The organism is Rheinheimera pleomorphica, from assembly GCF_011634895.1.
GTDB lineage: Bacteria > Pseudomonadota > Gammaproteobacteria > Enterobacterales > Alteromonadaceae > Alishewanella > Alishewanella pleomorphica.
In genome coordinates, this window is the sequence record NZ_SIRR01000025.1 from 1 (window position 1) to 12,047 (window position 12,047).

Sequence of the window (12,047 nt, forward strand, 5' to 3'; positions counted from 1 at the left end):
GCCCACACAGATGATTGATTGCGAATTGTTAAAGAGCGTGCTTCGCTTAAGAAGCGGGAGGCGTATGTTACACTTCCCAGTTTTTAAGTCAAGCGTGACGATGATTCTTATTTAAAAACACATCGTCACACCAGACTTTTTACCTCATTTCACCGCGTTAACTACCACCGTGAAGCGAGGGCGCCATTTTAGTGATTTAAGAGAGTCTGTCAAGCGTCTTTTTAAAAGATTTTTGCGAACCGTCTTATCTCACCCGAAGCCTGCTAAGTGCAGCGCCCCGTGGCATGGCGCGCATTATAGGGCGTTTTAAAACAGGCGCAAGCGGTTATTTTAGAAAACCGTTCAACCGCTTATTAAATGAACTAAGAGCTCCAGTTTACCGAACCGCTGCTTTACGGTTGTTATATTCCGCAACCATTTGCTGCATTTGGCTTTCATCGTATGGCATCAGATTACTGAGGATCATACGTTTCTCGCCTTTTCCGATTTGCTCTCCTTGTTCTGTTAAAGAGAACTCCAATAATGCATTACCACGCTTACCATCAACCAGCAAAGAGGATTTCGTCAGGCTCAGATCAACTTTTTGTTCAGGTAATCGGCTGAAACTTAATGCCATGCTTTCATAAATAACCAGTGGTCGCGTCGGGTTAATCATCACCTGATGCTGTTGCATCAGCGGTTGTAATATATGAGGAAAATTTTGGCCGGAAAATTTCACATAATCACGAATTAAGGGTTCGATTACCGCAAGATTGTGCTGACAAGCCCCGCTATGTTGTAGTGACAGATATACTTTCCCCTGAGTATCACAAATAGAAATAAGGTTTTCCTGCTCTTTGCATTGCAGCAAAACATCAGCGCCAACCATACCGGCAAATTGACAACTCAGTTTTTCAGTAACACCGTACCGGGTCAGTAAATAGGAGAACAGCAAATCCCCGGGGACACAAAAGCGCTTAGCGTCTTCGTCATGGATCGGATTAAAATCTGTCGCCACCTGCTTGGCAAACTCGCATGCTTGCTTCCGGCTGAAGCTAAAACCATCGTCGCTTTCATTAACGTACTTTTCTAACAACATCGATCGCTGACTCTCTTTCAATATAAGCTGGTCATTCTAACCAAATTTGCAGCAGCAATGGTCCAGCCAGTAAAAAATTACTGTTCAAAGCAAAATATGCTTGCTTTATGTACACTAGCAAACTACTGTATGTCCATACACTGTATAAATAACCATATAGAGGTTGCCATGTATAATCGCCCTGTTAAATACACCAAGGCTGCTACAGCAAAAAGCAATAACGATGTTCAGCCCTTACATGCGCACGTTCAAACACATAGCGCTCAGTCAGCATATTCTGATTTGAGTTTAATACAGCTTTTTCGCCAACATCAGCACCAGCAAGGCTGGATTCTGTTAGTTGCACCGACGCAACTTCCGGATAAAAGCTGGGCTGAGCAATACCAGTTGTCATTAAATAATGTACTGGTTATCCACCAGAAGCAGATCTCTGATATCAATGCTACGTTGCAACAAGCACTCACCTCTTCACACTGTAAAGTAGTGATTAATTTTGCAAATCAGTTAAATGAACAACAGCTTGAGTCTTGCCGGCAACTAGCGTTGTTAAACAATATTTGGTTTTACCAGCGTGAACAGCTGAGCTACGGCCAACATGCGCATTAAATGCAATAGCACTTTGCACGCGACAATACTAACAGGCCGGGTTAATATTGGGTTTTAATCAACATCCGGCAAACTGATATATGTTGTGCTATTGCGGTTCTGCAAAAAGCTTTGAGTTATGCTGTTGGCCATTGTTATCCGGCCAAACAACAGCGAAAACGTGCGAGCAATTAATGCGTTCACGTTACAGTGCCTATTGCCATCATGATATTAATTACATACATCAGACATATCATGTCTCTACTCGCGCTGACAATGCTGTTACTGCCCTGTCTCAGTTTGCTAAAAGCTGTCATTTTGTTTCGCTGAACGTAAACTCAGTAGAGGAGCATGCTGACGAAGGCTATGTGCATTTTTGTGTAAGCTACATACAGCATAATCTATTGTGCCAGTTTTCAGAGCGCTCCCGGTTTGTTTATCAAAATGGCTGGTACTATATCGATGGTGTTCTGCAAGACGCCAGCCCGGTAAAAATTGGCCGTAACGATCTGTGCCCTTGCGGTAGTAACAAGAAGTTTAAACTCTGTACTGAGCATAAGTTATCCGCTAACGCTTAGCGGATTAGGCAGCTTCAGGGCTAAGCTCAGGCCTATGTATTTTTTCCAGAACTTCATATAAAGCAGCGGGGTCAGCAAGGTTTTTGTCCATCGTATTCTGCTGCAAATGTCTACGACTATGCAGACTAAGATTCTGCCATACCAGGTCGCTGATACGCTTTTTATCATCATATTGTGACAATGGTGGCGGGTTGAGGTAACTTAGCAACCTTAGCTGGGCAAAACTGTCCGCTTGCAGTGCTTCGCTGTGTTGTTGCAGCTTGTCATCATCGCCTTCAGACAGTGCCAGACTGCGCTCAGGTGTAATACCCAATTGTTGATATAAATTCTGCTGCAGAGTTTCTGTTACCGGCTCTGGCGTAAAAAACTGTGCCGACTCTTCTATCGCTGGCGAAAGTAAGGCCAAGTACCAGGCAAAATCCGCACGCCTTGCATTTTGCACAGCGCCGTTTAGCTTTACATCAAGTTGCCACTCGTTAATTATCATCAGAGTAAAGTGCTATTCAGCCGATTAATTTGCGTCTTGCTGCATTTATCGGCAGTCAGATAAAAAAGTTTAGTAAATGGCTTTACATCAAAAGTCAGTTTGATAATATGCCGTCCACTCGTGGAGGGGTTCCCGAGTGGCCAAAGGGATCAGACTGTAAATCTGCCGGCACTGCCTTCGAAGGTTCGAATCCTTCCCCCTCCACCATTTCATCTTGCCAGCGCTGTTATACTCCAACAACTTAACTAGTTAAACATACTAAGTAAATTTCCGACAATAATTACTAATTAACTTGCCAAGGTGTTTGATATTTCCGACACTTAGCTAAATTTAGTGCTGGTTTACGTGGTGCCAATGGATAACAAAACGCTTGAGAATCAACGTGTATTAATTGTTGACGATCAACGTGCCTTTCAACTGATGTTTAAAGGTATTTTATATTCTATGGGCGCGACGAATGTCGCCTTTGCGCCAACCGGTGAGCAGGCGTTAGCAAAGTGCGCCAACATCAACTACGACATCCTGTTTGTTGACTACCATTTAGGGATCGGTAAAAACGGCAAACAATTGCTGGAAGATTTACGCGAGAAAAAGCTTCTGGCGCCCCACAGCATCTTTATGCTGGTCACCGGGGAGAATACCGTACCTATGGTTATGAGTGCCGTAGAGCTGGAACCGGATGATTATCTGGTAAAACCTTTCTCACAGAGCGTATTACGCAGCAGAATCCAACGCATCCAACGCAAAAAAGCACAGCTTTCTGCCATCTATCAGGCCTTGTACGATGACGACGCAGCACAAGTCGTCGATTTGTGTCTGCAAGAGCTTAGTCGTGACAGCCGTTATCAGCAATTTTGTCGCCGGGTTCTGGTAGAAAATTTGTTATTGTTAAAACGCTATAGCGAAGCAGAGCAAATTCTGCAGACTAGCTTGTCACAGCGGCGTAATGGCTGGGCGTTATTACTGCAAGCCAGGCTCTGCTTTGAACAACGACGCTTTGAGGAAAGCCTGCTGCTATGCCAGGAAGCCATTGACGATAATCGTTACTTTGCCGAAGCCTATGATATTCAGGCCCGAAACCACCTTGCTCTTGGCAACACAGAAGCCGCTTTTAACAGCATTCTTGCTGCCGCTGAAATTGCCCCGTACAGCATGGCCCGGCAATATTTAGTGTTGGACATTGCGCGACAGCTTGATAACCTGCCGCAGCAGGTATCGGCAAGTAAGCAGTTGTATGAGATCACCCGGCGCTCAATCAAACAAGATATTATTCATTTACTTAACTACATACGCACGGTTATCGATGCAGCAATACGGACCCAGGATCCCGCACAACGCAATCGATATCTACAGGAAGTGTCATTAGCCTTACAACGGGTAAAGCGTGATGAAGGTATGACCCGCGAAATCAATTTCGACCTGTTCGAAGCCTTATGTCAAGCCAGACTCGAGTCATTAAGTGGTGCCCAATACCAGGCTAAAAAAACCTTTGCTGCGGTTGCTGAGCAGTTACCAGAGCAACATCAGATATTGCCTGACGCCATATTTTTGCTTAACCAGATAGGTGAGTTTGAGCAGGCAAGCACCCTTGCTAAATTGATGCCGGTTGAGTTGATGAACAATCCGCTGTTAAAGACCCTCTTTAGCGAACAGCAAGATTTTGTTGATCAAAAGCAGCAACAGTTTGGAGAGCTGAACAAAGCAGGTATTAACAGTTACAAAGAAGGTAACTTCAGCGCAGCCATTAAACAATTCGAGGCCGCGCTTGAGCTGGCGCCAATGAACACGGGCTGCGCGCTTAACCTAATCCAGGCCTCGATTCAACAATTAAACAAGCAGCAGAAGCAGAAATCGAGAGAGTTATTTGAACGCTGCAAAAAAACCTTTCGTATTGTCGATAACATGCCACTGCCTGAACACCACCGAATCCGTTATAAAGAGTTATTACAGCAATTTGATAAACTCCGCGACGAGTTCAGGCGCTGATCACTGCGCGTTTAACGCTTGGTACACCTCATAAGCCAACGCACTGGCACCAATACGCATTCCTTCAGCGGTGGCAACTCGTCCGGTAATGTTTTCATACCATTGCAATAGCTGTAGTGCTTGCTCCAGCGTCCTTACACCACCGGAGGCCTTAAACCCTACCTGCCGATCTGCCGCAGCAATCACTGTCAACATAATACGGGCCGCTTCCTCTGTAATACCCAACGCAGTTTTACCGGTCGATGATTTAACAAAATCGGCACCACCATCAATCACCAGCTCTGTCGCTTTCGCAATTTGTTGTGCTGTTAATAGTTCGCCAGACTCGATGATAATTTTTAAACATTGCCCCTGACTTTGCTGGCGCACATCATATAAAAAGCTTTTCACATAACCCTGCTCACCCCGTAATAGCGCTTTATAGGGTAAAACACAGTCAATTTCGGTCGCACCTAATGCTACTGCCTGCTGGATCTGCTCACACACCGTATCAACGGGTAAGTCACCGTCTGGAAAATTGACCACCGTGGCCAGTTGGGTTTGTGCATTGTAGCCCCCCCATTTCCTTACAACGGGTAAGTAGTTCGGATACACACAGTAAGCAGCCGCAGGCAAAGCGGGTAAACTATCAAGCCAGTTATTAAAACCCGCCGCAGTGTCATCGTCTTGTAGCCTGGTGATATCAAGCAATTTTGCCAGCTGTTGCAGGCGTAATATGTTAGTCATAACCTTAGGTCCGGTAACGTTGCAGCCATGCAGGCTGTCTGATTATTAGTAGTACGCTGTTGATGGCGTGGAGCTTAAACCAAAGGCTGGCAAAAAAGCAAAATCCGACAGCGAAAAAATTTTAAAAAATTTTGAATTATTTCTGCTTTACCGCGTCTTAATCTGCAGTAGTTGTTAGGTGATACGATTCTCTCCTGTTTCGATGTCCTAGTGTTTACGCCGGTTTAATCGCCGGCGTTTTTTTTCACAGCATCATCCAGTGTTGATTTTGCTTAAGATACCGTTCTGCAACCCGAGCATCAGGATAATGATGCTCTACCAATTGCCAAAATGGTGCAGAGTGATTGAAGTAAGTCAGATGCGCCAATTCATGCACTATCACATAATCAGCTACCCACTGCGGAGCCATCAGCAAGCGCCAGTTAAAACCCAGCTCAGTGTTGTGTTTGCAATACCCCCACTTTGCTTTCCAATTACCAATCACGATGTCTCCGGCTTGCAACGCCATTTTTTCCTGCCAATACCGGACCCGCTGACAACACCAATTTAGCGCCTGGGCACAGTACCATTGTTGGATCAGCTTCGTCATTACGCTATGTCGGCGCTCCGTCCGGCAGCGGGATGACACTGTGATGAGCAACGTATCCTGCGCTAACGCCACGGCTGATTTTGCCCCTACACGGACATCTAAGCTAAGTTGGTTCCCCAGCATCGGCAGTTTACCCAGCGCCAGCCAGTCGGGCTTTGTCAGCTGGATACTTTGCTTAAGGTGTTTGAGGATCCAGCGCTGCTTCAGGTCAACCAAATTTCTCACTTCTTCTAAGCTAATGCCAACAGGTGCCCTTACCGTGAGCTGCCCCTGCTTGATCTGCAAAGCGACACTGCGTCGGCGCGCACTAAATTGCACCTGGTACTGAAACTGGCCACCATCAATAACCGTTGCTGTCACTCACTCCTCCGCCCTGATACCCCATGCAAGACATGAGGCCGCTATTGTGCCACAGCGGCAAATAAAGTGTTATGATCCACGCCATCAGCCGCATAACACGACCTAAAGGTTACTGATAGCATGAAAATCATCTCTTTTAACATCAATGGGATCCGCGCAAGACTACATCAACTGCAGGCGCTAATCGACAAACATCAGCCCGACATTATCGGCTTACAAGAAATTAAAGTGCATGATGACGAATTCCCGTTGGCCGATGTCCAGGCGATGGGATATCACGTTTACCATTTTGGCCAAAAAGGCCATTACGGTGTCGCCATACTAAGCAAAGCCCCGGCCAGTAAAATGCAATATGGCTTTCCAACGGATGAACCGGATGCGCAAAGACGCATGTTAATCGGTCAGTTTGCGATGCCGGATGGCACCCCACTTACTGTGCTTAATGGCTATTTCCCACAAGGTGAGAACCGCGACCACCCGATCAAATTTCCGGCGAAAACGAAATTCTACGCAGATTTGCAGCAATACCTGCTTAGTAACCACACACCGGATCAATATATTGCCGTTATTGGTGATATCAATATTTCACCGGTTGATTTAGACATAGGCATAGGTGCCGCCAATGCCAAGCGCTGGTTAAGAGAAGGAAAAACCTCTTTTTTACCGGAAGAAAGGGCCTGGTTACAGCAACTTAAAGATTGGGGCCTTATTGATACCTTCAGAGCTCTGCACCCAACCATTGACACCCAATTCAGTTGGTTTGACTACCGTTCAAAAGGCTTTGACGATAACAGAGGGTTGCGAATTGATGTGATAATGGCGACAGCCCCATTGGCCAGTCGTTGCACAGAAAGCAGCATAGACTATGAACTTCGTGGCCTGGAGCGCCCTTCTGATCACGCACCGGTTTGGTCGGTATTTAAGTAAGTTTTTTGTCCCCAGTGGCTGTATTTATTACAGCCACTGGCCAATAAAGCTTCGGTCTAACTGCTGATATGCCTTTTGCAGTAATAAAGCCAAATCCTTATAGCGCCAGGGTTGTTTCAGTGGCGCCAGCTCTATCCCCTGCTGCTGCATTTTTTGCCGAATTTGCTGCCCCCAATTAGCAACAGCCGGTGGCAAAGGCGTTGCCGCTCTGATACCCAACCAATACCAGCCCTGTAAAGGTACCGATGCAAGAAACAGCATCATGGTGACAATTTGCGGCAGGTACGCATCGCCCAGGTAACTATACTGAACAACACCCGCGGCCAACGCCAGCGCAGGTAGCAACCGCCCGGTAATTGACGTCAGCAGAATAACCTTATTTTCAATAAATAAGCCATTAAGCTCCGGTTTTGCCGGCCATTGTTTACTGTATTCACGACCTGCACGTACAGTCGCGTACAATGAATACTGCATGTTTCACTCCCGCTTCAAGCATACAGAAAAACGATAGCATAAAATGCTAAGCTTTACCTCTATCCCCGCACCCTCCGGATGCCGCTGGCGATGCGGTATGCTTAATAGCAATAGCCATTTAGCAAGCGCTTAACTGGCAATATTTAACTGCATAAACTGTTTTTCCTTGCCAACAGGGTGCCCGGGACAGAGTAAGCTGGCGTTTTATCTGCTTTTTAGAACACTTTTGCGATGACATAAACAAACAAAAAATGTGCCAACATAAAATAACCATATAAAACAAACACCTAAACAACTTAAACAGCTTTTCACACAAAGTTATCCACAAATTCTGTGGACAACCAGAAGTGTTATAACACAACGGCAGCACCATTATTGCTGCGCAAATCAGATGGAAAAATAACACCTTAACCGTAATTTCATACTGAATTAGTTAAAATGTCATATTTACCAGAACCTTCCGACAAAACAAGCGCGTTATCCTGTTCTGTCATATAACACAAATGTCTTAACTGGGGCTTTGTGTATCGAATTACACCGCGTTACACTCAACAGCAATTTTAACCAACATCAAGCTGGTACAGACGACAAATGACGAAAATTTACGGCATTAAAAACTGCGACACCATGAAAAAAGCCAGAGCCTGGCTGGAGCAACAACAGCTGCCTTATCAGTTTATTGATTATCGAACTGACGGCTTGAGCGCGGAGCAATTGGCCCACTTTGCTGCAAAATGTGGCTGGCAGAATTTACTCAACACCCGGGGTACCACCTACCGCCAGTTGGCTGACTCAGACAAAGCTGACTTGACCGAGCAAAAAGCATTGGCATTAATGCTGGCACAACCGGCAATGATAAAGCGGCCCCTACTAGAACATAACGGGCACTACACCCTGGGCTTTTCTGTTACCACCTATCAACACGTTTTTGGACTGTCAGCATGAGTGCAGTGATTGAACTAACGAAAGATTTAATTTCACGCCCGTCGGTGACGCCTGAAGATGCCGGTTGTCAGCAAGTAATGGCGCAGCGCTTAGCCGCCGTTGGTTTTGATATTGAAGTAATGCACTTTGACGACACTCTAAACATGTGGGCCCGTCGCGGCACCAACAAACCGGTTTTTTGCTTTGCCGGTCATACCGACGTAGTACCAACCGGCCCGGTGCAGCAGTGGCACACGCCCCCCTTTGAACCCACCGTTATTGGCGATACCCTTTATGGCCGCGGCGCAGCCGATATGAAAGGTAGCCTTGCCGCTATGGTAGTCGCCACAGAGCGTTTTTTGCTACGCTATCCCGAACCTAAATTTGACTTAGCCTACCTGATTACCAGTGATGAAGAAGGCCCTTTTATTAATGGCACTAAAAGGGTCATTGAAACCTTAGAGGCACGTAACGAGAAAATTACCTGGTGTATTGTCGGAGAGCCATCCAGTAGTCATAAAGCCGGTGATGTAGTGAAAAACGGTCGCCGCGGTTCACTAACCGGCCAGCTCGTTGTTAAAGGAGTTCAGGGCCATGTTGCCTATCCGCAGCTGGCAGACAACCCGGTACATAAAGCGGCTGCAGCACTGGCTGAACTGGCAGCAGAGCAATGGGACCAGGGTAATGCGTACTTTCCCTCCACCAGCTTCCAGATAGCCAATATCCATGCAGGTACCGGCGCCTCTAATGTTATACCCGGCGAGCTCAAGGTGATGTTTAACTTCCGCTACAGTACCGAAAGTAGTGCGCAACAACTGCAGCAGCGAGTAGCGGCGTTATTGGACAGACATGGCCTGCAATACACACTGGACTGGACATTAAACGGTTTGCCATTTCTAACAGATGCGGGTTCTCTGGTGGAGGCAACGGTAAAAGCCGTTTATCAGGTGCAAGGTTTTAAGCCCCGGCTGGAAACCTCAGGGGGCACCTCTGACGGACGCTTTATTGCACCAACCGGTGCTCAGGTGGTTGAACTTGGCCCCTGCAATGCCACTATTCATAAAATTAACGAGTGTGTGTCTGTAACAGATCTGGAGCAACTGGCAAAAATGTATGAAGCGGTACTGGAGCAACTTGAGCTGAGCTTATGATCCTATGTGATGAGGCTGTGCTTACCGGCTTAACCGAGCGCCACCTGGTGCTTAACGCGCAAGGCGTTAAACTGCATGCAGACGTGGCAGAGCCTTTTATGGCATTGTGCGCGGCAGCACGGCGCGACGGTATCGCAATTAGCGTGGCGTCATCCTTTCGCTCATTTGAGCGTCAGGCCTATATCTGGCAGGCTAAATTCAACGGGAAAAAGCCAGTGTTTGACCACGATGGCCAACGGGTGCCTATTGAGCAATTAGCGGGGCGGGCCAAACTTGAGGCAATACTACTCTACTCAGCCCTGCCCGGTGCCAGCCGCCATCACTGGGGTACCGATCTGGATCTGTATGACGCAGCCGCAGTGACTGAAAGCTATCAGTTACAACTGACCGGGCAAGAGTATGGGCCAACCGGCCCGTTCTACGGCTTGGCAACCTGGCTGGCACAACATGCGCGTCAGTTTGGCTTCTTTTTACCCTATCAGCACTATCAGGGTGGCGTTGCGGCAGAACCCTGGCACCTGAGCTATCAACCGGTAGCTGCGCAATACCTGGCCCAATTTAGCCCAGAACTGTTACGTAACTGCCTGATCCAACATCCTATCGCCGGCCAGTCTGTGGTATTACAATATCTGGACAGCTTGTATAGCCGTTATATCAGTAATATTTGTGAGGTGGTATGAACTGGCCGCTATTTTGGGCACTGACACTGGCCTTTGGCGTGATTATTGGCAATATTATGCTGTTAAAACATGCCGCTAAGTTCAAGTTGCCGCCGTTAAAGCCAAAGGATAAAACACATAACGGCGACAATACAACAAGTGACAGTACAAAAGCGTCTAGTCAGACGTCTGTTCAGCGCGGTCAAACGCCGAATAGCCCTGAATAAAACGCTGTAACTGATCGCGCAGGTTCGGTGGCGTGCCTTTGATTAACAGGGTATCGCTATGGGCATCATATTGCACCCTATCACCCAGCAGCTTTTGCTCAAAACTCAGTGATAAGCCAGCGCCCTGACCTGAAAACTTAACCAACTTTTTCAGCTCTTTCACTTCAACCGGGAATTGCTCGGCCACCTGCAATTGTTGCTCCTGGCAATAGCGCAAAAAACCGTGTTGCTCCTGCTCGTCAATCACCGCCGATAACTCACTCAGCACCACATCCTGTCCGGCTTTAGCCCGCTCTTCACAATAGCTGAATACCTGCTTACGGGCATCGTTTTTTTCACTGTTGTCAAAATCAGCGGCGGCAAAATACTCTTCTACACTGGCAAGTACCACTTTGCTATTAACCTTGGCATCGGTCCCTTCTTCACAACCAAGAAAATCGAGGAAGAAATCTGCCACTTTACGACCGGCGCGACCACGAATAAAACTGATATATTTACCTTGCTCTGGCGAGCTTTGATACTCAGTTAAATCGATACGGGCAGCCAATTGCATACGGGCTATATCTAAATGGCGCGACGTCGCCAGCTCCAATTCCTCAGTAAGGGAGAAATGATCTTTGCTACCGAGCAAACAAAACAGTAAATAGTCACTGGCCAGATAACGATAGTGACAGACCAGAAAATAGCCATTCTCGGGTAACTGGTGCGCTTGCAGTTGTTGCTCCAGCGCCGCCGTTGCGGTATTGGCCAAAACCATAAAGTCACTGTTCTGCTTTTGCCAATCATTAAGAACTGTCGCAACCTGAGGATCTTTTTCTGCACTAAACGCCGCATAGCCCTTCGCCGGTTTACCGTTATAGGCTAAATGCAATTGCTCCACCAGGTGTGCAACCGCTGCAGTAGGCGTAACCAATGATGGCCGGTAATGCGCTTTACTAAGCGTTTGCTCATCCAGCTCAAGGTAATTTATCGCCAATTGCTGCACATCTACTGACATAACTTTTCCTGTTTAAATTGAATTCTGATACTATTCTACCTGTTTAACCCACATAACTTGCGGATAATTCATGCCAATTGTATCAAAGTATTCCACGGCGCAGATTGAAAAACTGGTAAATCAGCTGCTGGACGTATTACACAGCGAAAATGCGACCACCGAACTTAGTCTGATGTGTCTGGGCAATGCGATTAGCCATGTCGTCAACAGCAGTGTACCTGCGGCGCAACGCGATGCTGTGGTAAGCCATTTTAACCAGGCACTAGCAGATGCCGTAAACCACAAGGCTGGCTAAGCGC

General features: G+C 46.9%; 15 protein-coding genes and 1 tRNA gene. 10 read left to right on the forward strand and 6 right to left on the reverse strand.

The window, feature by feature from the left end; translation table 11 throughout:
* Window positions 1-376: 376 nt before the first annotated feature.
* Complete coding sequence (locus EYB30_RS14970; RefSeq protein WP_241698050.1) at window positions 377-1,099, reverse strand: DUF3581 family protein; 723 nt, start codon at window positions 1,097-1,099, stop codon at window positions 377-379.
* 36 nt (window positions 1,100-1,135) lie between these two features.
* On the opposite strand from EYB30_RS14970, the gene EYB30_RS14975 reads away from it, so the two are divergent.
* Together EYB30_RS14975 and EYB30_RS14980 are read left to right on the forward strand one after the other, a co-directional pair.
* On the forward strand, window positions 1,136-1,684 hold the full coding sequence (locus EYB30_RS14975; protein WP_166839712.1) for a SulA-like leucine-rich domain-containing protein: 549 nt from the start codon (window positions 1,136-1,138) through the stop codon (window positions 1,682-1,684).
* An 80-nt stretch (window positions 1,685-1,764) separates the two neighbouring features.
* A complete protein-coding gene (locus EYB30_RS14980; RefSeq protein ID WP_166839713.1) occupies window positions 1,765-2,241 on the forward strand; it encodes a YchJ family protein in 477 nt (158 codons plus the stop codon).
* Between the two features lie 4 nt (window positions 2,242-2,245).
* On the opposite strand, the gene EYB30_RS14985 is transcribed toward EYB30_RS14980, so the two are convergent.
* A complete protein-coding gene (locus tag EYB30_RS14985) occupies window positions 2,246-2,728 on the reverse strand; it encodes a VC2046/SO_2500 family protein (RefSeq protein WP_166839714.1) in 483 nt (160 codons plus the stop codon).
* Window positions 2,729-2,850: 122 nt separating this feature from the next.
* Between EYB30_RS14985 and EYB30_RS14990 the strand changes: the two genes are divergently transcribed.
* A tRNA-Tyr gene (locus tag EYB30_RS14990) sits at window positions 2,851-2,935 on the forward strand.
* 147 nt (window positions 2,936-3,082) lie between these two features.
* The gene (locus EYB30_RS14995) at window positions 3,083-4,714 is read left to right on the forward strand and encodes a tetratricopeptide repeat-containing response regulator (protein WP_166839715.1); all 1,632 of its coding nucleotides are present in this window, start codon (window positions 3,083-3,085) and stop codon (window positions 4,712-4,714) included.
* On the opposite strand, the gene deoC is transcribed toward EYB30_RS14995, so the two are convergent.
* Window positions 4,715-5,440, reverse strand: coding sequence for a deoxyribose-phosphate aldolase (deoC, locus tag EYB30_RS15000; RefSeq protein WP_166839716.1), 726 nt, complete (start codon window positions 5,438-5,440; stop codon window positions 4,715-4,717).
* Between the two features lie 244 nt (window positions 5,441-5,684).
* Window positions 5,685-6,389, reverse strand: a complete 705-nt coding sequence (locus EYB30_RS15005; protein WP_166839717.1) for a M48 family metallopeptidase — start codon at window positions 6,387-6,389, stop codon at window positions 5,685-5,687.
* Window positions 6,390-6,509: 120 nt separating this feature from the next.
* Here EYB30_RS15005 and xthA point away from each other — a divergent pair, with 120 nt between their 5' ends.
* Window positions 6,510-7,316, forward strand: a complete 807-nt coding sequence (gene xthA, locus EYB30_RS15010; RefSeq protein WP_166839718.1) for an exodeoxyribonuclease III — start codon at window positions 6,510-6,512, stop codon at window positions 7,314-7,316.
* A gap of 27 nt (window positions 7,317-7,343) precedes the next feature.
* On the opposite strand, the gene yfbV is transcribed toward xthA, so the two are convergent.
* Entirely contained in the window at window positions 7,344-7,790 is a 447-nt protein-coding gene (yfbV, locus tag EYB30_RS15015) for a terminus macrodomain insulation protein YfbV (RefSeq protein ID WP_166839719.1), read from the reverse strand.
* Window positions 7,791-8,381: 591 nt separating this feature from the next.
* Between yfbV and EYB30_RS15020 the strand changes: the two genes are divergently transcribed.
* From EYB30_RS15020 to EYB30_RS18830, 4 genes are read left to right on the forward strand one after another with little or no spacing between them, the layout of a single operon-like run.
* A complete protein-coding gene (locus EYB30_RS15020) occupies window positions 8,382-8,735 on the forward strand; it encodes an ArsC family reductase (RefSeq protein ID WP_166839720.1) in 354 nt (117 codons plus the stop codon).
* Complete coding sequence (dapE, locus tag EYB30_RS15025) at window positions 8,732-9,865, forward strand: succinyl-diaminopimelate desuccinylase (RefSeq protein WP_166839721.1); 1,134 nt, start codon at window positions 8,732-8,734, stop codon at window positions 9,863-9,865. The genes EYB30_RS15020 and dapE overlap by 4 nt, the downstream gene beginning before the upstream one ends.
* Window positions 9,862-10,545, forward strand: coding sequence for a M15 family metallopeptidase (locus EYB30_RS15030; protein WP_166839722.1), 684 nt, complete (start codon window positions 9,862-9,864; stop codon window positions 10,543-10,545). The genes dapE and EYB30_RS15030 overlap by 4 nt, the downstream gene beginning before the upstream one ends.
* Window positions 10,546-10,601: 56 nt before the next feature.
* Window positions 10,602-10,751 (forward strand): hypothetical protein, encoded by a 150-nt coding sequence (locus EYB30_RS18830; protein WP_479683208.1) that lies wholly within the window; start codon window positions 10,602-10,604, stop codon window positions 10,749-10,751.
* On the opposite strand, the gene yejK is transcribed toward EYB30_RS18830, so the two are convergent.
* Window positions 10,702-11,748, reverse strand: a complete 1,047-nt coding sequence (gene yejK / locus EYB30_RS15040) for a nucleoid-associated protein YejK (RefSeq protein WP_166839724.1) — start codon at window positions 11,746-11,748, stop codon at window positions 10,702-10,704. The two genes, EYB30_RS18830 and yejK, sit on opposite strands and share 50 nt — an antisense overlap.
* Window positions 11,749-11,818: 70 nt before the next feature.
* Between yejK and EYB30_RS15045 the strand changes: the two genes are divergently transcribed.
* Window positions 11,819-12,043 (forward strand): YejL family protein, encoded by a 225-nt coding sequence (locus EYB30_RS15045; RefSeq protein WP_166839725.1) that lies wholly within the window; start codon window positions 11,819-11,821, stop codon window positions 12,041-12,043.
* Window positions 12,044-12,047: the final 4 nt, after the last annotated feature.

Coding starts and splice junctions, on each gene's coding strand:
- EYB30_RS18830 (WP_479683208.1), top strand. CDS start 10,602: ATGCTGTTAAAACATGCCGCTAAGTTCAAGTTGCCGCCGTTAAAGCCA.
- EYB30_RS15020 (WP_166839720.1), top strand. CDS start 8,382: ATGACGAAAATTTACGGCATTAAAAACTGCGACACCATGAAAAAAGCC.
- dapE (WP_166839721.1), top strand. CDS start 8,732: ATGAGTGCAGTGATTGAACTAACGAAAGATTTAATTTCACGCCCGTCG.
- EYB30_RS15045 (WP_166839725.1), top strand. CDS start 11,819: ATGCCAATTGTATCAAAGTATTCCACGGCGCAGATTGAAAAACTGGTA.
- EYB30_RS14995 (WP_166839715.1), top strand. CDS start 3,083: ATGGATAACAAAACGCTTGAGAATCAACGTGTATTAATTGTTGACGAT.
- EYB30_RS14975 (WP_166839712.1), top strand. CDS start 1,136: ATGGTCCAGCCAGTAAAAAATTACTGTTCAAAGCAAAATATGCTTGCT.
- yfbV (WP_166839719.1), bottom strand. CDS start 7,790: ATGCAGTATTCATTGTACGCGACTGTACGTGCAGGTCGTGAATACAGT.
- EYB30_RS14980 (WP_166839713.1), top strand. CDS start 1,765: ATGTTGTGCTATTGCGGTTCTGCAAAAAGCTTTGAGTTATGCTGTTGG.
- deoC (WP_166839716.1), bottom strand. CDS start 5,440: ATGACTAACATATTACGCCTGCAACAGCTGGCAAAATTGCTTGATATC.
- yejK (WP_166839724.1), bottom strand. CDS start 11,748: ATGTCAGTAGATGTGCAGCAATTGGCGATAAATTACCTTGAGCTGGAT.
- xthA (WP_166839718.1), top strand. CDS start 6,510: ATGAAAATCATCTCTTTTAACATCAATGGGATCCGCGCAAGACTACAT.
- EYB30_RS15030 (WP_166839722.1), top strand. CDS start 9,862: ATGATCCTATGTGATGAGGCTGTGCTTACCGGCTTAACCGAGCGCCAC.
- EYB30_RS14985 (WP_166839714.1), bottom strand. CDS start 2,728: ATGATAATTAACGAGTGGCAACTTGATGTAAAGCTAAACGGCGCTGTG.